At 59.9% G+C, this 24,321-nt stretch carries 18 protein-coding genes and 1 pseudogene; 11 read left to right on the top strand and 8 right to left on the bottom strand.

Annotated features, from left to right (window positions below; genetic code table 11):
- Nucleotides 1-34: 34 nt before the first annotated feature.
- The 4 genes from AC27VU_RS04940 to AC27VU_RS04925 form a co-directional block, all read right to left on the bottom strand.
- Entirely contained in the window at nt 35-784 is a 750-nt protein-coding gene (locus AC27VU_RS04940) for a FadR/GntR family transcriptional regulator (RefSeq protein WP_041072876.1), read from the bottom strand.
- 188 nt (nt 785-972) lie between these two features.
- Nucleotides 973-2,700: an ABC transporter ATP-binding protein/permease gene (locus AC27VU_RS04935; protein WP_488723570.1), complete on the bottom strand. Its 1,728-nt coding sequence runs from the start codon at nt 2,698-2,700 to the stop codon at nt 973-975.
- Between the two features lie 96 nt (nt 2,701-2,796).
- Nucleotides 2,797-3,357, bottom strand: a complete 561-nt coding sequence (locus AC27VU_RS04930; protein WP_003221630.1) for a response regulator transcription factor — start codon at nt 3,355-3,357, stop codon at nt 2,797-2,799.
- Nucleotides 3,350-4,612, bottom strand: a complete 1,263-nt coding sequence (locus AC27VU_RS04925) for an ATP-binding protein (protein WP_027610820.1) — start codon at nt 4,610-4,612, stop codon at nt 3,350-3,352. Before AC27VU_RS04925 ends, AC27VU_RS04930 begins: the two co-directional genes overlap by 8 nt.
- Before the next feature lie 415 nt (nt 4,613-5,027).
- Here AC27VU_RS04925 and AC27VU_RS04920 point away from each other — a divergent pair, with 415 nt between their 5' ends.
- Complete coding sequence (locus AC27VU_RS04920; protein WP_488723569.1) at nt 5,028-5,747, top strand: SIMPL domain-containing protein; 720 nt, start codon at nt 5,028-5,030, stop codon at nt 5,745-5,747.
- Nucleotides 5,748-5,918: 171 nt separating this feature from the next.
- Here AC27VU_RS04920 and AC27VU_RS04915 read toward each other — a convergent pair whose 3' ends face one another.
- Nucleotides 5,919-6,278, bottom strand: a complete 360-nt coding sequence (locus AC27VU_RS04915; RefSeq protein WP_473018802.1) for a DUF6124 family protein — start codon at nt 6,276-6,278, stop codon at nt 5,919-5,921.
- A gap of 1,018 nt (nt 6,279-7,296) precedes the next feature.
- Here AC27VU_RS04915 and AC27VU_RS04910 point away from each other — a divergent pair.
- The 9 genes from AC27VU_RS04910 (at nt 7,297) to AC27VU_RS04870 (ending at nt 19,936) form a co-directional block, all read left to right on the top strand.
- Nucleotides 7,297-8,898: an ABC transporter substrate-binding protein gene (locus tag AC27VU_RS04910; RefSeq protein WP_488723568.1), complete on the top strand. Its 1,602-nt coding sequence runs from the start codon at nt 7,297-7,299 to the stop codon at nt 8,896-8,898.
- 260 nt (nt 8,899-9,158) lie between these two features.
- Entirely contained in the window at nt 9,159-10,784 is a 1,626-nt protein-coding gene (locus AC27VU_RS04905; protein ID WP_003221617.1) for an ABC transporter substrate-binding protein, read from the top strand.
- A gap of 301 nt (nt 10,785-11,085) precedes the next feature.
- Nucleotides 11,086-12,684, top strand: coding sequence for an ABC transporter substrate-binding protein (locus tag AC27VU_RS04900; RefSeq protein WP_003221615.1), 1,599 nt, complete (start codon nt 11,086-11,088; stop codon nt 12,682-12,684).
- 175 nt (nt 12,685-12,859) lie between these two features.
- Nucleotides 12,860-14,281, top strand: a complete 1,422-nt coding sequence (locus AC27VU_RS04895) for an OprD family porin (RefSeq protein WP_103485768.1) — start codon at nt 12,860-12,862, stop codon at nt 14,279-14,281.
- A gap of 78 nt (nt 14,282-14,359) precedes the next feature.
- On the top strand, nt 14,360-15,955 hold the full coding sequence (locus tag AC27VU_RS04890; RefSeq protein ID WP_201135809.1) for an ABC transporter substrate-binding protein: 1,596 nt from the start codon (nt 14,360-14,362) through the stop codon (nt 15,953-15,955).
- A gap of 73 nt (nt 15,956-16,028) precedes the next feature.
- The gene (locus tag AC27VU_RS04885) at nt 16,029-17,039 is read left to right on the top strand and encodes an ABC transporter permease subunit (RefSeq protein WP_003221609.1); all 1,011 of its coding nucleotides are present in this window, start codon (nt 16,029-16,031) and stop codon (nt 17,037-17,039) included.
- 11 nt (nt 17,040-17,050) lie between these two features.
- Entirely contained in the window at nt 17,051-17,977 is a 927-nt protein-coding gene (locus AC27VU_RS04880) for an ABC transporter permease subunit (RefSeq protein ID WP_064585947.1), read from the top strand.
- Nucleotides 17,978-17,987: 10 nt separating this feature from the next.
- Nucleotides 17,988-18,956: an ABC transporter ATP-binding protein gene (locus tag AC27VU_RS04875; protein ID WP_262143684.1), complete on the top strand. Its 969-nt coding sequence runs from the start codon at nt 17,988-17,990 to the stop codon at nt 18,954-18,956.
- On the top strand, nt 18,956-19,936 hold the full coding sequence (locus AC27VU_RS04870; RefSeq protein ID WP_103485765.1) for a peptide ABC transporter ATP-binding protein: 981 nt from the start codon (nt 18,956-18,958) through the stop codon (nt 19,934-19,936). The genes AC27VU_RS04875 and AC27VU_RS04870 overlap by 1 nt, the downstream gene beginning before the upstream one ends.
- 209 nt (nt 19,937-20,145) lie before the next feature.
- Here AC27VU_RS04870 and AC27VU_RS04865 read toward each other — a convergent pair whose 3' ends face one another.
- The 3 genes and pseudogenes from AC27VU_RS04865 to AC27VU_RS04855 all read right to left on the bottom strand — a co-directional run bounded on the left by AC27VU_RS04865 (nt 20,146) and on the right by AC27VU_RS04855 (nt 23,264).
- Nucleotides 20,146-20,400 carry a hypothetical protein gene (locus AC27VU_RS04865; protein WP_045122291.1) on the bottom strand — a complete coding sequence of 85 codons (255 nt, stop codon included), beginning with the start codon at nt 20,398-20,400 and terminating at the stop codon, nt 20,146-20,148.
- Between the two features lie 157 nt (nt 20,401-20,557).
- Nucleotides 20,558-20,866, bottom strand: a pseudogene (locus AC27VU_RS04860) (MFS transporter); the annotation flags it as partial.
- A gap of 814 nt (nt 20,867-21,680) precedes the next feature.
- Complete coding sequence (locus tag AC27VU_RS04855; protein WP_027610807.1) at nt 21,681-23,264, bottom strand: peptide chain release factor 3; 1,584 nt, start codon at nt 23,262-23,264, stop codon at nt 21,681-21,683.
- Nucleotides 23,265-23,623: 359 nt separating this feature from the next.
- Here AC27VU_RS04855 and AC27VU_RS04850 point away from each other — a divergent pair, with 359 nt between their 5' ends.
- Entirely contained in the window at nt 23,624-24,313 is a 690-nt protein-coding gene (locus AC27VU_RS04850) for an ABC transporter permease (RefSeq protein WP_177327464.1), read from the top strand.
- Nucleotides 24,314-24,321: the final 8 nt, after the last annotated feature.

The following is a 24,321-nucleotide window of genomic DNA, read 5'->3' as shown; positions in this document are numbered from 1 at the left end:
TAGATCAATCAACACATGAATCAAACCTGCAAACTCATCCCCGCTGCGCCTGCGCCTCTTCATGGGCCTGGCGCAGTCTCTCGCGGCTGTTGGTCAAATGCAGACGCATCGCCGCCCGCGCCGCATCGGCATCCTGGCGGGCAATCGCTTCGTAGATTTCCTCGTGTTCCCGGCTCAGGCGGTTCATGTAGTGCTGCTGATCGTCATGCGCAAGGCGCGCCGAATTCAGCCGTGTACGCGGAATGATGCTGGTGCCCAGGTGGGTCATGATGTCGGTGAAGTAGCGGTTGCCGGTGGACAGGGCGATTTCCAGATGGAAGGCGAAGTCCGAGGCAACGGCATCGCTGGCGTGGGCCACGCTGTCGTTCAGCGCATCGAGGGCCGCGCGCATGGTCGCCAGTTGCTCCGGGCTGCGGCGTTGCGCGGCGAGGCCGGCGGACTCCACTTCCAGGCTGATGCGCAATTCCAGAATCGCCAGCACATCACGCAAGGTGACAACCGTCGCCGGGTCGATGCGAAAACCGCTCGGGCTCGGGGTGTCCAGCACAAACGTGCCGATGCCATGGCGGGTTTCCACCTGACCAGCGGCCTGCAAGCGGGAAATCGCCTCGCGCACCACGGTGCGGCTGACGCCATGTTCCTGCATGATCGCCGACTCGGTGGGCAGCTTGTCGCCGCGCTTGAGCAGACCGTCGCGGATCTGCTCGGTCAGCACCGTCACCAGCTCCTGGGCGAGGCTGCGGCGCTTGCGCGGGAGGCGTGGGGTGTCGATCGGGTTTTCCATGGTCTACGTCTTGTCTCGAAATTCGGCTTGGTGGGCATCATAGCGCAGGCGGGTTGTACGATCACTTACCACGCGTAACCCCCTGTGGGAGCGGGCTTGCTCGCGAAGGCGGTGTGTCAGGCAACCGATTTGTCGACTGAATGGACGCCTTCGCGAGCAAGCCCGCTCCCACTGGGTAATGGTGGTGATCAGGCGGTCACGGCCTGCTCCACCAGATGCCCGCTGTCGATGCGCACATGGCGTGGATGGAAGCGTTTGAGGCTGCTGCGGTGGCCGACACTGACGATGCTCAGCCCCGGCAATTGATCGATCAGCGCCTGATACAGCGTCGCTTCATCCTCTTCATCCATCGCCGACGTCGCTTCGTCCATGTACAGCCATTGCGGTGCGTAAAGCATGGCGCGGGCGAAGGCCAGACGTTGCTGTTCACCCGGCGAGAGCATGCGCTGCCAGTGATTGGCTTCGTCCAGACGTGCGACCAGATGCGGCAGACGGCAGATTTCCAGCACCTCGACGTAGCGCTCCGGCGCGTAGGTGTCGCCCGGTTGTGGATAACTCAACGCCTCGCGCAGGGTGCCGATCGGCAGATACGGCTTCTGCGGCAGGAACAGATAACGCGCCGCCGGCAAGCGGATGTTGCCGTGCCCCGCCGGCCACAGATGCCCCATCGCCCGCAGCAGAGTCGATTTACCGCTGCCGGAGCGGCCGCTGAGCATCACCCGCTCGCCGGGTTCGACGGTCATGTCGGCATTGGTCAACAGGTGACGGCCATCGGCCAGATCCAGACCGAGGTTGTGCACTTTCAACTCACGGCCCTGATTCTGCACGTCGATGGCCGGGGTGCGCTGTTCGTTATCGGTCATAGCCTGACGGAAACTCAGCAGACGATCACAGGTGGCGCGCCAGGACGCGAGGCTCTGGTAAGCGCTGATGAACCAGCTGAAGCTCTCCTGGACGTTGCCGAATGCCGAGCTGATCTGCATCAACTCGCCAAGTTCGATCTTGCCGGCGAGGTAACGCGGCGACGCAACGATAAACGGGAAGATGATCGCCGCCTGGCTGTAACCGGCGGTGAAGAATGTCAGGCGCTTGGACACTTTCATGATGTCCCAGAAGTTGTGCCAGACATTGCCGAAGCGCCCGCTCAAACGACGATTTTCGTTCGGCTCGCCGTTGTACAACGCGATGCTCTCGGCATTTTCACGAATCCGCACCATGGAAAAACGCAGGTCGGCTTCGAAGCGTTGTTGTTGGTTGTTCAGGCCGATCAAGCGACGACCGATCAAGTGCGTCAGCCAGCTGCCCACCACGGCGTAGACCAGCACGCACCAGAACATGTAGCCGGGAATGGTGATGCCATAGACTTCGATGCTGCCCGAAACGCCCCACAGAATGATCGAGAACGACACCAGGCTGACGATATTGCGCAGCAGGCCGATCCCCAGCTCAAGGGTATTGGAGGTGAAGTTGTTGAGGTCTTCGGAAATCCGCTGGTCCGGGTTGTCGGTGTAACCGCCCTGCTCCAGCTGGTAGTAATTCTTGTCGGCGAGCCAACGGGAGAAATGCTTTTCGGTGAGCCAGGCGCGCCAGCGAATCGTCAGCATCTGGGTCAGATAAAGCCTGTACACGGCGCCGATAATCGCCACGGCCGCAATGCCGCAAAAGTACAGAATCAAGCGCCAGAACGCCGCTTCATCCTTCTTTTGCAGGGCGTTGTAGAAGTCCTTGTACCAGGTGTTGAACCACACCGAGATGCCCACGCTCAGCAACGAGAGCGCGATCACCGCAATCAGCAGCGTCCAGGCCTTGCCCTTCTCTTCACTGCGCCAGTAAGGCGTGATGATCGCCCATACCTTGCGAAAAAACTGCCCGCGCACAGCATCGTTGACCGCGGAATATTCAGCGTTCTGATTCATGGAAAAGGCTCGATAAAGAAAAGAACAGACACGCACCGATCATAGTTGATCGGTGCGCGTTATCGCGAGAGCTGGCGATGGCCGTTCAGCGCAGGTTCAGCGACGAACCGGACGCTTCTGCAGTTTGCGCTGCAGGGTGCGGCGGTGCATGCCCAGGGCGCGGGCAGTGGCGGAGATGTTGCCTTCGTGCTCGGTCAGCACACGCTGGATGTGCTCCCACTGCAGACGGTCAACCGACATCGGGTTTTCCGGCACCAGGCTGTCGAGGTCGGCGTGCTCGGAGAGCAGCGCGGCCAGTACGTCGTCGGCGTCGGCCGGTTTGCACAGGTAGTTGCAGGCGCCGCGCTTGATCGCTTCGACCGCGGTGGCAATGCTCGAATAACCGGTGAGGATCACCACGCGCATTTCCGGGTCCAGCTCCAGCAGCTTGGGCAGCAGCACCAGGCCGGAGTCGCCGTCCATTTTCAGGTCCAGCGCGGCGTAGTCCGGCAGGTCGGCCTGGGCGATGGTCAGGCCTTCCTCGGCGGAACCGGCGGTGCTGACGCGAAAGCCACGGCGGGCCATGGCACGGGCCATCACTCGGGTGAAGGTCGCGTCGTCGTCGACCAGCAGCAAATGCGGCAGTTCTTCGCCTTCGACTTGGATTTCGTCACTCATGTTGGTCTCCTCGGGCGCCGTGGGGCAGGCGCAGCTCGGTGAGCGTGCCGCCTTCCTCATGACTATAGAGTTTCACTGAGCCGCCGGCGCGTGTCACGCTGGCCTTGCTCAAAAACAGGCCCAGGCCGAAACCTTTGCCCTTGGTGGTAAAAAACGGTTTGCCGATCTGCTCGGCGATGGCCAGCGGCACACCGGCGCCGTGGTCACGAATACTGATGGTCACGGTTTCCGCGTCCCAGTCCAGGGTGACCTGGAGATTTTCCGGGCAGGCGTCGGCGGCATTGTTCAGCAGGTTGAGCAGCGCCTGGGTCAGATCCGGCGGCGGCGCCATGCGCGGCACGGTGCCCTGGCCGAGACGCTGGAAACGGTAACTGGCTTCCGGACGCATCAGGTGCCAGCGGTTAAGCGCTTCGTCGAGCCATTGGGTGACGTCCTGCATCTCCACGGCCATACGGCGGTTGGCTTCGGCGGCGCGCACCAATTGTTGCAGGGTCTCTTTGCACAGCTTGACCTGATCCTGCAGCACCTTCAGATCGTCCTGCAACATCGCGTCGGGATGATCCTGCTGCATCTCCTTGAGCAACACGCTCATGGTTGCCAGCGGCGTGCCGAGTTCATGTGCGGCGCCGGCCGCCTGGGTGGCGACGGCCAGCAACTGCTGATCGCGCAGGCCTTCTTCGCGGCGAATCGCCCGCAACTCTTCCTGACGACGCAGCTCTTCAGCCATACGCGCAGCGAAGAAGGTGATCACCGCAGCAGCGAGGGCGAAGCTCAGCCACATGCCGTAGATCTGCAGGTTCTCGCGGGCCACCGGCAGGGTTTCCAACGGATAGAAACGCGTGAGCATCACGGTGTACAGCGCCAGCGCGATACCCGACAGAATCACCGAATAACGCCACGGCAGCGTCACCGCCGCGATGGTAAGCGGCACCAGATAATAGGAAACGAACGGGTTGGTCGAACCGCCGGAAAAATACAGCAACGCACTGTGGATCACCAGATCGCAGGCCAGTTGCAGGGCGTATTCGAGTTCAGTCACCGGCCATGAAGTACGCAGGCGCACGGCAGTGAACACACACAGCAGAATCGAGCAGCCAAGGGTCATCGCCAGTTGCACCCACGGCAACGGCAGCAGTTGCAGCCAGTAGGCCAGGCCTACGGAGCCGGCCTGCGCGGCGAGCACCAGGGTGCGGATGAAAGTCAGCCGCCAGAGGTTCTGGCGAGTGGCGGAAGTCAGTTGTACGGGGGCGAGCATGAGCTCTCCTGATGAGCGCTCCAGGCGGATCGCACGGAGTATAACCAAGCCACGGCTTTGAGAGGCGAAAGTGCGGCAAATGACCACATGGCGTTGCCGAAAAATTGGTCTACCCCGCATGGCTGCCCGAGATCACCTGTGGCGAGGGAGCTTGCTCCCGCTCGGCTGCGAAGCAGTCGTAAATCCGGTATCTCCAGTATTTCTGGCAGATCACGGTTGCCGGGTTTGGGACTGCTTCGCAGTCCAGCGGGAGCAAGCTCCCTCGCCACAAGAGCGCACTCGACTCAGGATCTGCGGTGATCCCGGCCATCTGTATAGAAGTTGTAACTGGGCGAACCGGATCATAAAAGCTAGAGTCTGATGGTTTCACGCAGGCCCCCCGATCCAGCACCTGCGCCCTCATCAAGGAGCTTTCATGCACACATTTCGCCGCAGCGCCGCCCTTCTCGCCCTGACCGTCGGCAGCGTCGCCAGCCTTCCGGCGCTGGCCGCCGATGAGCTGCACTACAACCAGATCTCCCTGCGCGCCGAAGTCAGCCAGGAAGTGGCCCGCGACCTGATGATCGTGACGCTCTACACCGAAGCGCAAAACACCGACCCGGCCAAACTCGCCGCCGACGTCAGCACCACCATGAACAAGGCACTGGCCCAGGCCAAGCAAGTCAAAGACATCACCCTGCGCCAGGGCAGCCGCAACAGCTACCCGATCTACGACACCAAGGGCCAGAAAATCACCGGCTGGCGTGAACGCGCCGAACTGCGCCTGGAAAGCGCCGACTTCGCCGCCCTGTCCAAACTCACCGGCGAACTGCTGACCGACCTGAAAATGGGCGGCATGGACTTCGCCATCGCCGAGCCGACCCGCAAGGCCAGCGAAGACAAGTTGCTGAAAGAAGCCGTCAGCGCCTTCAAGGCCCGCGCGCAACTGGCCACCGATGCACTGGGCGGCAAGGGCTACAAAATCGTCAACCTGAACCTCAACAGCAATGGCTTCCCGCAACCGTACATGCGCGCCCCGATGATGATGAAAGCCGCCGGGATGGCGGATTCGGCACCGGTGACACCTGAAGTTGAAGCCGGCACCAGCCAGGTCAGCCTGACCGCCGATGGCTCGATTGAAGTGCTGATGCAGTGAGTTGATGCGCGCTGAATGAGAAACCGGCGATCAGAGGATGATCGCCGGTTTTTTTGTGCCTGGATTTTTTGGTGAATGTTCCGCCGCCATCGCGAGCAGGCTCACTCCTACAATTTGGAATGCGTTCCCCTGTGGGAGCGGGCTTGCTCGCGAAGAACGATAACGCGGTCGTCAGCCTTGCGGATCCACCCGATCCAGCGCCCGATTCACCGCCAGTTCAGCCAGCATGATGATCTGCTGAATCGCCAGCGCCGTATTGCGCTGCGGGCGACTGAGCTGATCGGCGAAATCACTGGCCATGGTGTTGGCCGAGGCCAGGGATTCACAGGCGTGGGCCAGCAGGCTTTCCGTGTCGATGCCCGGATGGACGAGGAACATCGAACTGGGTGGACGTGGTTTTGCGGATTCGGGGCTGAGGTAGAAATCGAGGGCGCGTTTGATGGCTTCTCGGTTTTTCGCGAGGTCTTCGGCGTGGAGGGCTTCGGAGAGTGGGGTTGTTTCTGGGGGTGGATCGGGGACAGGCTTAGTCATTGGATAACCCTATTTTGCAAATGAACGCCAGCACTTGCCGTTTCTCACGCGGCGAAGTGGGTGGCAGCTATGTGCGAGGTGAGAAACCGGAAAAAATAGGAAACCGGCCAGACCGAAGTCTGCCCGCACACAGCCGCCATGAAGCATTTGCAGGCAACAGATAAGCCGCCGGCAATTATGCGGACACATGGACCGAATCACTAATTTTTCCAGGCTCTCACACCCGATCGCTGAGTTCTCAGCGACAGCTCAAGGCTAGAGAGCTGGCGTCCGAGGGACAACCTGAAAACCTTGTGGGAAGGTTCTGGTTTTCTCACACATTCTTAAACACAACCCCACTCACTGGTAGGAGCTGCCGAAGGCTGCGATCTTTTGACTTTGACTTTCACAAAAGCAAGATCAAAAGATCGCAGCCTTCGGCAGCTCCTACAGGGGGACTGGGTCCAGTCAATTAGAGACCGGTCGGCTGTCAGGCCGCCTTCGCTGGCAAGCCAGCTCCCACAAAATCAAGATCAAAAGATCGCAGCCTGCGGCAGCTCCTACAGGGAAGATAAGTACAACCCGTACGCGGCGCATGCCGCCCCACTCCAGGATGAGCGCAAGCTCGGCTGCAGCTCTTGATCTTGATCCACGGGCGACGTCGGAAGGCTGAGTGGAGGGATTGATCCGGGGGTGGGAGCGCAGCGACCGTTTGGCGCAGCCAAACACAGCGAGAGGAGGTGCAGCGAAGCAAACCGTAGGCGCTGCCCCCGGATCGATCCCGCAGCGAAGGGACCCCGAGCCCCAGCGAGCGGGCCGAACGCAGGAGCAAGCCTTTTTGGTTACTTTTTCGGCGTCTGGAAAAAGTGACCCGCCGTAAGGGCGGAACCCCAAGCCGCCGTTACCGCAGCAACGGATATATACCCACAACCCAGATATACCAAGATAGACACCCCAACAAGAAAAACGATATTTCCGAAGCCCCCCAAATCCCCGCTACCCTGAAAACACAACTACCTCCAATCGACCCGGGGACTCCATGGAAAGATTCACCCTAAAACCACTTCTAATCACCCTCGCACTGACAGCCCTAGCCCCGATCGCCAACGCAGCCACCACCCTGGTCTACTGCTCCGAAGCCAGCCCCGCAGGCTTCGACCCCAGCCAATACACCAGCGGCACCGACTTCGACGCCTCCGCCGAAACCATCTTCAACCGCCTCACCCAATTCAAACGCGGCGGCACCGAAGTCGAACCCGGCCTGGCAACCAACTGGGACGTAAGCTCGGACGGCCTCCAGTACACCTTCCACCTACGCCAAAACGTAAAATTCCACACCACCGACTACTTCAAACCCACCCGCGATTTCAACGCCGACGACGTGCTGTTCACCTTTCAGCGCCTGCTCGACCCGGACAACGCCTTCCGCAAGGCCTACCCCGCCGAGTCCCCGTACTTCACCGACATGGGCCTGAACACCACGATCAAATCGGTGGAAAAACTCGACGAGCAGACCGTGCGCTTCAACCTCAACAACGTCGACGCCGCGTTCGTGCAAAACCTCGCCATGAGCTTCGCCTCGGTGCAATCGGCCGAATACGCAGCCCAGCTATTAAAGGAAGGCAAAGCCGCCGACCTCAACCAGAAACCGGTGGGCACCGGCCCGTTCGTGTTCAAGCGCTACCAGAAAGACTCACAAATCCGCTACGCCGCGAACAAGGCCTACTGGAAACCCGAAGACGTGAAGATCGACAACCTGATCTTCTCGATCACCCCCGACGCCGCCGTACGCCTGCAAAAACTCAAGACCGGCGAATGCCAGGTCAGCGGCTACCCGCGCCCGGCCGACATCGAAGTGATGGAACAAGACCCGAACCTGCGCGTACTGAAGCAGGCCGGTTTCAACCTCGGCTTCCTCGCCTACAACACCACTCACCCGCCACTGGATCAGCTCAAGGTGCGGCAGGCGCTGGACATGGCCATCGACAAACCGGCGATCATCAAAGCCGTCTACCAGAGTGCCGGCCAACTGGCGCAGAACGCCTTGCCGCCAGCGCAGTGGTCGTATGACCCGAACATCAAGGACGCGCCGTACGACCCGGTGAAAGCCAAGGCGCTACTCAAAGAAGCCGGGGTTGCACCGGGCACCACCATCAACCTGTGGGCGATGACCGTGCAGCGCGCCTCCAACCCGAACGCGCGGATGTCGGCGCAGATGATCCAGCAGGATTGGGAGAAGATCGGGATCAAGGCCAACATCGTCAGCTATGAATGGGGCGAGTACATCAAGCGCGCGAAAAATGGCGAACACGACGCCATGATCTATGGTTGGACAGGTGACAACGGTGACCCGGACAACTGGCTCGGCGTGCTCTACAGCTGCGCGGCGGTCAAGGGCAGTAACTACGCCAAGTGGTGCGATCCGGCCTACGACAAACTGGTGCAGCAGGCCAAGGTGACCACCGACAAGGCGCAACGGGTAAAACTGTATCAACAGGCCCAACTGATCCTTAAACAGCAGGTGCCGATCACCCCGATTGCCAACTCGACCGTGTTCCAACCGCTGCGCAAAGAAGTGACCGACTTCAAGATCAGCCCGTTCGGCCTGACGCCCTTCTACGGCGTGGGTATAAATAAGTAACACCGAGCCCCAGAGCGGCGCACACAACGTGACCAGCGCACCGTTTTGGGGCCTCGTTTGCACCGTAAAAAACGGCCGCAAACGGTCAAATGCGTCAACTCTTATACAAATGCGACATTAAGGTACGTTCGTGCCACGCTTTGAGGCCGGCAGTCGCTCTGGATCTTGCATTGGGTATGGCCCCTGCATAAGTATCCGCAGGCACGACTCACGAGGTCGTACCTCAATATTAAAAAATGACAACAAATCATGAGGCCAACATGCTTAAACACGCGGTCATTCCGTTTTTAGTCGGCGCAGGCTTGTTAGCCTCCGCACCATTCGCATCCGCTGCGACTAACCTGGTGTTCTGCTCCGAAGGGAGCCCGGCCGGTTTCGACCCGGGCCAGTACACCACCGGAACCGACTTCGACGCCTCAGCAGAAACCATGTTCAACCGTCTGAGCCAGTTCGAGCGCGGCGGTACCGCTGTTGTTCCTGGCCTCGCCACCAGCTGGGACATTTCCCCGGACGGCCTGACCTACACCTTCCACCTGCGTGAAGGCGTCAAGTTCCACACCACCCCGTATTTCAAGCCGACTCGTGAGTTCAACGCCGACGACGTGCTGTTCACCTTCAATCGCATGATTAACAAGGATGATCCGTTCCGTAAGGCGTACCCGACCGAATTCCCGTACTTCACCGACATGGGGATGGATACCAACATCACCAAGATCGATAAAGTCGACGACCACACCGTCAAGTTCACCCTGAAAGAAGTCGACGCCGCGTTCATCCAGAACATGGCCATGAGCTTCGCCTCGATCCAGTCCGCCGAGTACGCTGCCCAGCTGCTCAAGGAAGGCAAGGCTGCCGACATCAACCAGAAGCCGATCGGCACCGGCCCGTTCGTGTTCAAGAGCTACCAGAAAGACTCCAACATCCGCTACACCGGGAACAAGGACTACTGGAAGCCTGAAGACGTGAAGATCGACAACCTGATCTTCGCCATCACCACCGACCCGTCGGTACGTATCCAGAAGCTGAAAAAGAACGAGTGCCAGGTCACCCTGTTCCCGCGTCCGGCGGATCTCGCGGCGCTCAAGGCCGACAAGACCCTGAAGATGCCTGACCAGGCCGGTTTCAACCTGGGCTACATCGCCTACAACGTGATGGACAAGGTCAAGGGCAGCAACGAGCCTAACCCGCTGGCTGACCTGCGCGTACGTCAGGCGCTGGACATGGCGGTGAACAAACCGCAGATCATCGATTCGGTTTACCAGGGCGCCGGCCAACTGGCCGTCAACGCCATGCCGCCGACCCAGTGGTCCTACGACACCACCATCAAGGACGCCAAGTACGATCCTGAAAAAGCCAAGCAACTGCTCAAGGAAGCTGGCGTCAAGGAAGGTACCGAGATCGTTCTGTGGGCGATGCCGGTTCAGCGTCCGTACAACCCGAACGCCAAGCTGATGGCTGAAATGCTCCAGTCCGACTGGAAGAAGATCGGCCTGAACGTGAAGATCACCAGCTACGAGTGGGGCGAGTACATCAAGCGTTCCAAAGGTGGCGAGAACCAGGCCATGCTGATTGGCTGGAGCGGTGACAATGGTGATCCGGACAACTGGCTGAACGTGCTGTTCGGCTGCGACTCGCTCAACGGCAACAACTTCTCCAAGTGGTGCGACAAGAAGTACGACGGTCTCGTCAAGGATGCCAAACGCACCACCGACCAGGCCAAGCGCACCGAACTGTACAAACAGGCGCAACACGTCCTTAAAGATGCTGTTCCATACACACCTATCGCTCACTCGACGGTGTTCCAACCCATGCGCGCCAACGTGCAGGACTTCAAGATCAGCCCATTCGGCTTGAACTCCTTCTACGGCGTCAGCGTCAGCAATTAAGCCATCGCAACGGCGGCGTTCATGACGTCGCCGTTGCTTTCGCTGCCGGGAAGTCAGGAATTTGCCTACAGCCAATTCCGCTGCGGATGACTGCAGCGGCAGAGGACGCGTTGACTTTTCCTACGAGTTTTCAGGCAATTACGCATTTACTGCCAGACCCACGGCCCCTACTGTCGGGCTCTGACCAGTTTCTGCGTGGGCCACCGGCTTGCTGTACGTACTGGATTGAGCTCAATGCAACCTCAACTTCCCTGGACGGGATCGCGGTGCATTGAACAACACTAAAAAAAGAGGGAGCGTCATGCGCCATACCTTGGTTTTTTCCGCATTGCTGGGCGCCGGCCTGTTGGCCGCCACGTCCGCCAGTTACGCCGCCAGCGACAGTCTGGTGTTCTGCTCCGAGGGCAGCCCGGCGGGTTTCGATACCGCGCAATACACGACGGCAACCGATAACGACGCCGCCGAGCCGCTGTACAACCGTCTGGTCGAGTTCGAAAAAGGCGCGACCAACGTCGTACCGGGTCTGGCAACCAAGTGGGATATTTCCGAGGATGGTCTCAAGTACACCTTTCACCTGCGTGAAGGTGTGAAGTTTCATACAACGCCCTACTTCAAACCGACGCGCGATTTCAACGCCGACGACGTGCTGTTCACGTTTAACCGCATGCTCGATCCCGCGCAGCCATTCCGTAAGGCTTATCCGACCGAGTTCCCGTACTTCAACGGGATGAGCCTGAACAAGAACATTGCCAAGGTCGAAAAGACCGGGCCGCTGACCGTGGAGTTCACGCTCAACAGCGTCGACGCCGCGTTCATCCAGAACATCGCCATGAGCTTCGCTGCCATCCTGTCCGCCGAATACGCCGACAAGCTGCTGGCCGAAGGCAAGCCGAGCGACATCAACCAGAAGCCGGTCGGCACCGGGCCGTTCGTGTTCAAGAGCTATCAGAAAGACTCGAACATCCGTTACACCGGCAACGAGCATTACTGGGACCCGAGCCGGGTCAAGCTGAAGAACCTGATTTTCGCGATCAACACCGACGCCTCGGTACGCGTGCAGAAACTCAAGGCCGGCGAATGCCAGATCACCCTGCATCCGCGCCCGGCTGATGTTGAAGCGCTGAAGAACGATCCAAAACTGCAGCTGATTTCCAAGCCCGGTTTCAACCTCGGCTACATCGCCTACAACGTCCGTCACAAGCCGTTCGACCAGCTCGAAGTGCGGCAGGCGCTGGACATGGCGGTGAATAAACAAGGGATTCTCAACGCCGTTTATCAAGGCGCCGGACAGCTGGCGGTCAACGCCATGCCGCCGACCCAGTGGTCCTACGACGACAGCATCAAGGACGCCGCCTACAACCCGGAAAAAGCCCGCGAGTTGCTCAAGGCTGCCGGCGTCAAGGAAGGCACCGAGATCACCCTGTGGGCGATGCCGGTACAGCGTCCGTACAACCCGAATGCCAAATTGATGGCCGAAATGCTCCAGGCTGACTGGGCCAAGATCGGTCTGAAAGTGAAGATCGTCAGCTACGAATGGGGCGAGTACATCAAGCGCACCAAGAATGGCGAGCACGATATCAGCCTGATCGGCTGGACCGGCGACAACGGTGACCCGGACAACTGGCTGGGCACCCTGTACAGCTGCGACGCGATTGGCGGCAACAACTACTCCATGTGGTGCGACCCGGCTTACGACAAGCTGATCAAAGAGGCCAAGGTCGTCACCGACCGCGACCAGCGCACCGTGCTCTACAAACAGGCGCAGCAGTTGCTCAAGCAGCAAGTGCCGATCACGCCTGTCGCCCACTCGACGGTCAACCAGCCGTTAAGCGCCAGGGTTGAAGGCTTCAAGGTCAGCCCCTTCGGTCGCAATGTGTTCTCGGGCGTCAGTATCGATTAACCCAACCGATTAGCCGCAACGCTGAGGGGGCTGTCTATCCCCCTCACGCAAGCGCTTTGCCGAAATTCGCCAATCAGGCCTTTTGCAAACGTTTGCGATGTGTGAATGAGTTCTAAACCAATAACCGGCCAACCCAAAAAAGCCGGCATAAAAAGAAAGTAAAGGAGCTTCACCCATGAAACTGAGCAGCACTGCGATACTGGCTTTGGCCATCAGCAGCATTACCGCAACGGCGTATGCGGAACCTGTTAGTCAGGAATTCGTACCGACCACTCTGGCCGGCAGCAGCGCCCAAAGCGAGGCCAAAGGCTTTGTCGATGGACAAAGTCTGGGCGGCACCACGCGTAACTGGTATGCCAACGAACTGAAGCGTCGCGATGACACCTTCAGCTACGTGAAAAACAGTGACAAGAACACTTCGCCCGTGGTCAAAACACCGACCGCACGTCGTATCAACTGGGTTCAAGGCACAATCGTCAACTACACCTCGGGCTTCACCCAAGGCACCGTTGGCGTCAGCACCGAAGTCGCGGCCTACAACGCCATCGCTCTCGACCGTGACCGCAAGGACATCGCCGGCGGTTCCAACCGTACCCTGGCGCACTCCGACGGTGACGCTGTCGACCAGTGGAGCAAACTGGGTCTGGCCAACGTCAAGTTCCGTGTTTCCAACACTACGCTGACCGCAGGCCGCCAGAATTTCAGCACCCCGATCGTCGACGTCATCGGCAACCGTCCGCTGCCTTCGAGCTTCGAAGGTATCAGCCTGCACAGCGAAGAATTCAACAACCTGTCGTTCGACCTGGCCGGTTTCGACCGCGTCTCGCCTCGTACCGAGCAGAGCCTGTCGAAGTTCCGCAGCGAATACGGTGCCAACGGCGCGGAAACCGACAAGGTCTACACCGCCGGCGTCAACTATCAGCCGCTCAAAAGCCTGAAAACCAGCCTCTACGTGGCCAACGTCGAAGACTTCTGGAACCAGTACTACTTCGGCGGCACCCATGAACTGGGTGACAGCCAGGTGCTGAGCCTGACCACCGGTCTGAACTACTACAAGACCGTAGATGAAGGCAAAAAACTGATGGGCAAAATCGACAACGACACCTACTCGCTGTCGTTCGGCCTGACCCACCAGGCGCACAGCCTGACCTTCTCGTACCAGCAAGTGAACGGTGACGAGTACTTCGACTACCTGCACGAAACCAACGGCATCTACCTGGCCAACTCCCTGCTGTCGGACTTCAACGGCCCGAACGAGAAATCCTTCCAGATCGCCTACGGCATCAACATGGCCGAATACGGCGTGCCAGGCCTGAAGTTCAACATCTACCAGGCTCGCGGCTGGGGCATCGACGGTACTCACTACACCGGCACCGCCTACACCGATCCGGGCGCCAAGCGCGGCGACCTGAGCCTGATGGACGGCGAAAGCCACTACGAATACGGCATCGGCGCCTCTTACGCCGTGCAGAGTGGCCCTCTGAAGGCCACCGCGATTCGCGCGACTTACACCACTCACCGCGCGAGCGAGCACCAGGCTGACGGCAACATCAACGAGTTCCGTCTCGTGACCACGATTCCATTCAACATCCTGTAAAAACCGCCGACCGACGGCTGACTCATGACGAGTCGGCCGTTCGGTTTTTAGTCTTCAACCGATTGCAGAGGGTTATCGATGAAAATGCTTCCCCTACGTGCGGCCGTCGCTGCCGCGTTGTTGAGCGCCGCCATCGGCGTCTCGGCCAAACCCTTGGTGGTCTGCACCGAAGCCAGCCCGGAAGGCTTCGATATGGTCCAGTACACAACTGCAGTCACTGCCGATGCGGTGGCCGAAACGATCTTCAACCGTCTGGCCGACTTCAAGCCCGGCACCACCGAAGTGATCCCGGCGCTCGCCGAGTCCTGGGACATCAGTGACGACGGCCTGACCTACACGTTCCACCTGCGCAAAGGCGTCAAGTTTCACACCACCGAATATTTCAAGCCGACCCGCGACATGAACGCCGACGACGTGGTCTGGAGCTTCCAGCGCCAGCTGGACCCGAATCACCCGTGGCACAAACTGTCGAGCGTGGGCTTCCCGTACTTTGAAAGCATGGGCTTCAAGGAACTGCTCAAAAGCGTAGAGAAAGTCGACGACAACACGGTCAAGTTCACCCTGACCCGCCGCGAAGCGCCGTTCCTGGCCGACATCGCCATGGCGTTCTCCTCGATCTACCCGGCCGAATACGCCGACCAGTTGCTCAAGTCCGGCAAGACCGGCGACCTCAACAACAAGCCTGTGGGCACCGGCCCGTTCATCTTCCAGCGTTACGCCAAGGACGCCCAGGTACGCTTCAAGGCCAACCCGGACTACTTCCGTGGCAAGGCCCCGGCCGACGCGCTGATCCTGGCGATCGCCACCGACAACAACGTGCGTCTGCAGAAACTCAAGGCCAACGAGTGCCAGATCGCGTTGTATCCGAAGCCGGATGACATCCCGAGCATCAAGAAAGACAGCAACCTGAAGGTCGACGAGATGGACGCGATGACCGTCTCGTACATCGCCATGAACACCCAGCACAAATACATCAGCGACGTGCGAGTGCGCAAAGCGATCGACATCGCCTTCGACAAGGAAGCCTACGTCAACGCGCTGTTCGGCAAAGGCAACGCCTCGGTCGCGGTCAACCCGTACCCGCCGACGCTGCTGGGCTACAACCACGACCTGAAGAACCCGCCACGTGACCTCGACAAGGCGCGCGCCCTGCTCAAGGAAGCCGGGGTTCCGGAAGGCACCGTGTTTACCCTGTTTACCCGTAACGGCGGTGGCCCGACCAACCCGAACCCGATGCTCGGCGCGCAGATGATGCAGGCTGACCTGGCGAAAGTCGGGATCAAGATCGACATCCGCGTGATGGAATGGGGCGAGATGCTCAAACGCGCCAAGGCCGGCGAGCACGACATGGTGTCGGCCGGATGGGCGGGCGACAACGGCGACCCGGATAACTTCCTGACGCCTATGCTCAGTTGCGAAGCGGCTAAGAACGGCGAAAACTACGCTCGCTGGTGCAACGAGAAATTCCAGGCACTGCTGGACGAAGCACGGGCTAAAGTAGATCCGGCCGAACGCGCCAAACTCTACGAACAGGCCCAGGTGCTGTTTAATCAGGATCAACCGTGGATCAGCATGGCCCACACCCGTATGTTTACCGCAATGCGCAACAACGTAGAGGGTTATCACATCAGCCCTCTCACCACTAATAACTTCGCCACCACCCAGGTGAAGTAGATAAGAAACTCCCGGCCTCCCTGACCCCAGGGTCGCTGGGCACGCCTAACCGGCTGATGAGGTACCACACAAGATGTTTAGTTTTATTGCCCGCCGACTGGGGTTGTTGATCCCCACGTTTTTCGGCATCACCCTGCTGACTTTCGCGTTGATTCGCATGATCCCTGGCGACCCCGTGGAAGTGATGATGGGCGAACGTCGGGTCGACCCCGAAATGCACGCTCAGGCAATGGAACGCCTAGGTCTGAACAAACCGCTGTATGCCCAGTACCTGGACTACATCGGCAAACTGGCCCACGGCGATCTCGGCGAATCCCTGCGTACGCGTGAGAGCGTATGGACCGAGTTCACCTCTCTCTTCCCGGCGACCCTGGAACTGTCCATGGCCGCCCTGCTGTTCGCCGGCATCCTGGGCCTGCTGGCCGGGGTGATTGCGGCCCTCAAGCGAGGATCCCTGTTCGACCACGGGGTGATGGGCATCTCCCTGGCGGGGTATTCGATGCCGATCTTCTGGTGGGGCCTGATCCTGATCATGTTTTTCTCGGTGAGCCTGGGCTGGACCCCGGTCTCCGGACGGATCGACCTGCTCTACGACATCGAGCCGCGCACCGGTTTCATGCTGATCGACACGCTGCTGGCCGATGACATGGGCGCGTTCCTCGATGCCCTGCATCACCTGATCCTGCCGGCCATCGTGCTCGGCACCATTCCGCTGGCGGTGATCGCGCGGATGACCCGTTCGTCGATGCTCGAAGTGCTGCGTGAAGACTACATCCGTACCGCCCGGGCCAAAGGCCTGTCACCGGCGCGCGTGGTGTTCGTGCACGGCCTGCGCAATGCACTGATTCCGGTGCTGACCGTGGTCGGTCTGCAAGTCGGCACCCTGCTGGCCGGTGCAGTCCTGACCGAAACCATCTTCTCCTGGCCCGGCATCGGTAAATGGCTGATCGAAGCCATCGGCGCCCGGGACTACCCGGTTGTGCAAAACGGCATCCTGTTAATCGCCTGCCTGGTGATTCTGGTCAACTTCGTGGTGGACATCCTCTACGGCTTTGCCAACCCACGCATCCGTCATCAGCGCTGAGGTCCATACCCATGAGCACTCCAACATCCTCAGTAGCCAATGCCGCCCCAAGCGCGGATCAAAGTCTGCTGTACCCGTCGCCGTACAAAGAATTCTGGCAAGCCTTCTCCAAGAACAAGGGCGCGGTTGCCGGCCTGCTGTTCATGCTGCTGGTTATTTTCTGCGCGATCTTCGCGCCGTGGGTCGCCCCGCATAACCCGAGCGAGCAATACCGTGACTTCCTACTGACGCCACCGGCCTGGCTTGAAGGCGGACAGATGCAGTTCCTGCTCGGTACCGATGAACTGGGGCGTGACCTGCTGTCGCGCCTGATCCAGGGTTCGCGCCTGTCGCTGCTGATCGGTCTGTCGTCGGTGGTGATGTCGCTGATCCCGGGGATCCTGCTGGGTCTGTTCGCCGGTTTCTTCCCGAAAATGATCGGCCCGACCATCATGCGTCTGATGGACATCATGCTGGCCCTGCCGTCGCTGCTGCTGGCTGTGGCGATTGTCGCCATCCTCGGCCCAGGCCTGATCAACACCGTGATCGCTATTGCCGTGGTCTCGCTGCCGTCCTACGTGCGTCTGACCCGTGCTGCGGTGATGGGCGAACTGAACCGCGACTACGTGACCGCCGCGCGCCTGGCCGGTGCCGGTCTGCCACGCCTGATGTTCATCACCGTGCTGCCCAACTGCATGGCGCCACTGATCGTGCAGGCCACCCTGAGTTTCTCCTCGGCGATTCTCGATGCTGCGGCACTGGGCTTCCTCGGCCTTGGCGTACAACCGCCAACCCCTGAGTGGGGCACCATGCTGGCCTCGGCCCGCGACTACATCGAACGCGCCTGGTGGGTCGTCAGTCTGCCTGGTTTGACCATTTTGCTCAGCGTGCTGGCAATCAACTTGATGGGCGACGGCCTGCGCGATGCGCTGGACCCGAAACTCAAGAACGCCGCCTGAGGAGATTCCCATGTCACTGCTAGAAATCAAGAATCTCAACGTTCGCTTCGGCGACAAGAACGCCGTTCCAGTAGTCGACGGCCTCGACCTGAAAGTCGACAAGGGCGAAGTCCTGGCGATCGTCGGCGAGTCCGGTTCGGGCAAGTCCGTGACCATGATGGCGCTGATGGGCCTGATCGAGCACCCGGGGATCGTCACTGCCGATTCCCTGAGCTTCGACGGCAAGAACATGCTCAAGCTGAGCAACCGCCAGCGTCGGCAGATTGTTGGCAAAGACCTGGCGATGGTGTTCCAGGACCCGATGACCGCGCTCAACCCGAGCTACACCGTCGGTTTCCAGATCGAAGAAGTGCTGCGCCTGCACCTGAAAATGTCCGGCAAGCAAGCGCGCAAACGTGCCATCGAACTGCTGGAAAAAGTTGAAATCCCGGGCGCCGCCAGCCGTATGGATGCCTACCCGCACCAACTGTCCGGCGGTATGAGCCAGCGTGTCGCGATTGCCATGGCGATTGCCGGCGAGCCAAAACTGCTGATCGCCGATGAGCCGACCACGGCACTCGACGTAACGATTCAGGCACAGATCATGGATCTGCTGCTGGCGTTGCAGAAAGAACAGAACATGGGCCTGGTGCTGATCACCCACGACCTCGCGGTCGTGGCTGAAACCGCCCAGCGCGTGTGCGTGATGTACGCCGGCCAGGCCGTTGAAGTCGGTCAGGTGCCGCAACTGTTCGACATCCCGGCGCACCCGTACAGCGAAGCGCTGCTCAAAGCGATTCCCGAGCACAGTTTGGGCGCCTCACGCCTGTCGACCCTGCCGGGTATCGTTCCGGGCCGCTACGACCGTCCGCAGGGTTGCCTGCTGTCGCCGCGCTGCCCGTACGTGCAGGACAGCTGCCGCGCGCAGCGTCCAGCCCTTGATCCGAAAAGCAACAGCCTCGCGCGCTGCTTCTTCCCGCTGAACCAGGAGGTGGCGTAATGGCCGTCGTACTTACCGCCCGCGACCTGACCCGTCACTACGAAGTCTCCCGTGGCCTGTTCAAGGGCCATGCGACCGTGCGCGCCCTCAACGGTGTGTCGTTCGAACTAGAAGCCGGCAAGACCCTCGCCGTGGTGGGCGAATCGGGCTGCGGCAAATCCACCCTCGCCCGTGCCCTGACCCTGATCGAAGAGCCGTCGTCCGGCTCGCTGAAAATCGCCGGTCAGGAAGTCGCCGGCGCCGACAAGGCCCAGCGCAAGCAACTGCGCAAAGACGTGCAGATGGTGTTCCAGAGCCCGTACGCGTCGTTGAACCCACGGCAGAAAATCGGTGATCAACTGGCCGAGCCGCTGCTGATCAACACCAACCTGTCGGCCACCGAACGTCGCGAGAAAGTCCAGGCGATGATGAAGCAGGTCGGCTTGCGTCCCGAGCACTACCAGCGTTATCCGCACATGTTCTCCGGCGGTCAGCGCCAGCGTATCGCCCTCGCCCGGGCGATGATGCTGCAACCGAAAGTGCTGGTGGCGGATGAACCGACCTCGGCGCTGGACGTGTCGATTCAGGCGCAGGTGCTGAACCTGTTCATGGATCTGCAGCAGGAATTCAACACCGCCTACGTGTTCATCTCGCACAACCTGGCAGTGGTGCGTCACGTCGCTGATTCGGTGCTGGTGATGTACCTCGGCCGGCCGGTGGAAATGGGCCCGAAAGAGGACATCTACACCCGTCCTCTGCACCCGTACACCCAAGCCTTGTTGTCGGCGACGCCAACGATCCACCCGGATCCGGACAAGCCGAAAATCAAGATCGTCGGCGAACTGCCCAACCCGCTGAACCCGCCACCGGGCTGCGCGTTCCACAAGCGCTGCCCGTACGCAACCGAACGTTGCAGCAGCGAAGAGCCGGCCCTGCGCCAGCTCGACAACCGGCAGGTGGCATGCCACTACGCCGAGCAGTTCCTCGACGGCGCCGCGTAAGCAAAACCGAAGACCGACACAAAACCTGTAGGAGCTGTCGAGTGAAACGAGGCTGCGATCTGTTGATTTTCAACATCAAGATCAAAAGATCGCAGCGTGCCGCAGCTCCTACAGGGATCGTGTTTATCCGGAGGTAACGTGTTAACCAAACCCCTTCTCCTCCGATTGCGCATCAGTCGGGGAAGAAGGGGTTTTCTTTTGCCGGCGATTTACGACTGGCTGTCGCCGTCATCATCGTCAGTGTCCGGCTCGTCAGTGGTCGAGTCGTCATCGTCCTTGCTGCCGCCCTGGTCCTGATCGCCCGGTTCGGATTCCGACTTAGCCAGCATGACCACACCGGCTTGTCCGTGGGCTGCATTAAAACCTTGTTGTGGCGTGGCGGAACTCGCCCACGCTGCCGTGGTGCCAAGCGTCAACATCACCAAAACCTTAAGCAACAGCACAACGCGTTGAAAAATGCTCATAGCCATTTCCATCCTTTCGTGGTTGAAGCCTGGGGTGCCAATCCGGCGCTGAATGAAATCTAGTTCCGATCAGTCCAGTTCACCAGATAGGACGCTAACGAGACCTCGGAAATGCCCCAGTTTGGCAGATCACTTCTGAATAACTTCTATAACCGAATCAGCTAAGCGAGGCGGCATGCCTGGTGGCGACCAGCGCCTTGGCCTGGGTCAATGAGCGCGTTGCAAGGTAGATCAACGGCAGGGTCAGAAGCGCCAGCGTCGCACTCGAAAGCCATACGCTGTGGCCGCCGAAGCGACCATACAACTGCCCACTGAGTACCGGCGACAGCAATGCACTGGCGCTCCAGCCCATGAAAAACAGACCAAAATACTGACCGCTTTTGCCACCCTGCGCGTGCCGCATGACCAGCACATTCATCGGCGGCATGAAAAAAGCTTCACCCAATGTCCAGATCACCGTCGACAAAAACACTAACGGTCAGCACGCCGCTTGTCGTTCTCAAGAACATCGAGAACTCAAAATACGGAGTCGCCCTACAGTCCCTGCAGGAGCTGCCGTAGGCTGCGATCTTTTGACTTCGCTTTTTTGAGTCCAAAAGATCGCAGCCTTCGGGCGCTCAGCTCGATTAGAAAATGGTCGGCTGTGAAACCGCCTTCGCGAGCAAGCCCGCTCCCACAGTGGGATTGGGTGTGGTCTGTTGGAGATTGGTCGGCTCGGAGGCCGCCATCGCCAGCAGGCTGGCTCCTACAGTGGGATTGGGTGCAGGCAGTTGGAGATTGGTCGGCTGTCAGGCCGCCATCGCCAGCAGGCTGGCTCCTACAGGAAAGCAAAAGCCCAGCGCATGCTCTTCACCACTCAAATGGCCGAGTGTCAGCTCGCCGAAAGCTCTTGATCTTGATCCACGGGCGACATCGGAAGGCTGAGTGGAGGGATTGATCCGGGGGTGGGAGCGTAGCGACCGTTTGGCGCAGCCAAACACAGCGAGAGGAGGTGCAGCGAAGCAAACCGTAGGCGCTGCCCCCGGATCGATCCCGGAGCGAAGGAACCCCGAGCCCCAGCGAGCGGGCCGAACGCAGGAGCAAGCCTTTTTGGTTACTTTTTCGGCGTCTGGAAAAAGTGACCCGCCGTAAGGGCGGCCCCCTAATCCGCCATCACCAAAAAAACGGATATACACCCAAACCACCCGAAGCCTGGTCGGCCCGACGGCCGCCAAGACCAAAGCCCAAAAAAAGCCCCCAAGGCCTACACCTCAGGGGCTCCAGACAACTCAGCTCAGCGCTTAGTGATGCTCACGCGTCGCACGGAATTTCACATCCGGCCACCGCTCTTCCATCAACGCCAGATTAACCCGCGTCGGCGCCAGATAGGTCAGGTGCCCACCGCCATCCAATGCCAGGTTCTCCACAGCCTTGTTGGAAAACTCCTCAAGCTTCTTCTTGTCACTGCATTCAATCCAGCGCGCGGAGTAAACAGTGATCGGCTCATAAGAGCACTCAACCTTGTATTCCTCCTTCAAGCGGCTCGCGACCACATCAAACTGCAGCACACCCACGGCGCCAAGAATGATGTCGTTGCTGCGCTCCGGGAAGAACACCTGAGTCGCGCCCTCTTCAGCCAGCTGTTGCAGGCCCTGACGCAACTGCTTGGACTTCAACGGATCACGCAAACGCACGCGACGGAACAGTTCCGGGGCGAAGTGCGGGATGCCGGTGAAACCGAGGACTTCGCCTTCGCTGAAGGTGTCGCCGATCTGGATGGTGCCGTGGTTGTGCAGACCGATGATGTCGCCGGCATACGCCTCTTCCAGCTGTTCACGCTCGGAGGAGAAGAACGTCAGGGCGTCGCCGATGCGCACGTCCTTGCCGGTACGCACATGGCGCATCTTCATGCCTTTCTCGTACTTGCCGGAGCAGATACGCATGAAGGCGATGCGGTCACGGTGTTTCGGGTCCATGTTCGCCTGGATCTTGAAGATGAAGCCCGAGAACTTCTCTTCCACCGGCTCGACAGTGCGCTCGTTGGCGACACGGGCCAGCGGACGCGGGGCCCAGTCAACTACGGCGTCGAGCACGTGGTCGACCCCGAAGTTGCCCAATGCAGTACCGAAGAACACCGGGGTCAGTTGACCGTCGAGGAACTCCTGCTGGTTGAACTCGTGGCAGGCGCCCTGCACCAGCTCCAGTTGTTCGAGGAAGCGATCGTACTCGTCGCCCAGGTGCGCGCGCGCCTCGTCGGAGTCGAGTTTCTCGATGATCTTGGTTTCGGTGCGTTCGTGACCGTGACCGGCGGTGTAGACAATGATGTAGTCGTCGGCCAGGTGATAAACGCCCTTGAAGTCGCGGTAGCAACCGATCGGCCAGGTGATCGGCGCAGCCTTGATCTTGAGGACGGCTTCGATTTCGTCGAGCAGTTCGATCGGGTCGCGGATGTCACGGTCGAGTTTGTTGATGAAGCTGACGATCGGCGTGTCACGCAGACGGCAGACGTCCATCAGCGCGATGGTCCGTGGCTCAACGCCTTTACCGCCGTCGAGCACCATCAGCGCCGAGTCGACCGCCGTCAGGGTGCGGTAGGTGTCTTCGGAGAAGTCTTCGTGGCCCGGGGTGTCGAGCAGGTTGATCATGTGTTCGCGATACGGGAACTGCATGACCGACGTGGTAATGGAAATACCCCGTTGCTTCTCCATCTCCATCCAGTCGGATGTCGCATGGCGATCGGATTTACGGGATTTCACCGTGCCGGCCACTGCAATCGCCTTGCCCATCAACAGGAGCTTTTCGGTGATCGTGGTTTTACCGGCATCGGGGTGGGAAATAATGGCGAAAGTGCGGCGTTTCGCGACTTCGGCGGCCTGGTTGGTCATGGGAAATCGCCTGGCGGTGATTCAAAAAAGGGCCGCGATTATAGCCCAACTCGATGCAATAACCGAACCGTTGAGCACATTAAGGGTGGCCAAATGCTGCCCCGGATGGGAACCTTTTAAAGCACGGAGACGTCCATCCCCTGTTACGACATTTCGTCAGGGGCTGAAAAATCAGCAAGTTAGCCTGACGAGGCTGCGCTCATGGCTCGCTTTCAGACCGCTTGTTGCCGGTGCTGAAGGAGCTGCTTCTCGCGAACGTTTATTTCCCGGCAGCCAGGCATGGCATGCCACTCGGGACGGCGTTCGCCGACTACAAGAAAAGGAGTCCGCCTGTGGCTATCCGCTATGGCAAAGGGCTGATGGGAGGTGCGGTGGTTATCGCGCTCCTGGCCCTGCTGGTCCACTGGATCGGAATCAACACGATCGAACATTACCGCGACGATTTGTTGTTTTACCTGCAAGCTCATCTGATTCTCGTCCTCGCTTCAATGCTGGCCGCCCTTGTCGTGGGCATCCCCGCCGGTATCTTCCTCAGTCGCCCGACCATGGTCGGCCGCGCTGAACGCTTCATGCAGATCTTCAATATCGGCAACACCGTGCCACCGCTGGCCGTACTGGCGATTGCCCTGGGGATTCTCGGCATCGGCAGTGGCCCGGCAATCTTCGCTTTGTTCCTCGCCTCTCTGTTGCCGATTGTGCGCAACACCTACGAAGGCCTGAAAAACGTCCAGGGTTCGCTGAAAGAAGCCGCCGTCGGCATCGGAATGACCCCGCGCCAGGTGCTGTGGAAAGTTGAATTGCCCAACGCCGTGCCGATCATCATCGGTGGCGTGCGCGTGGCACTGGCGATCAACGTCGGCACCGCGCCGCTGGCATTCCTGATCGGCGCCAACAGCCTCGGCAGCCTGATCTTTCCCGGCATCGCCCTGAACAATCAGCCGCAACTGCTGCTCGGCGCCGCGTGCACCGCGCTGCTGGCCCTGCTGCTCGATGGCGTGGTCACCCTCGCCAGCCGTCTCTGGCTGGAACGCGGTTTGCGCCCGTCTTAAGGCTCTTG

This window comes from Pseudomonas sp. 14P5.3.2 (genome assembly GCF_057799175.1).
Note: the sequence above shows the minus strand (reverse complement) of the source record. Positions and strands in the feature narration are given on the sequence as shown.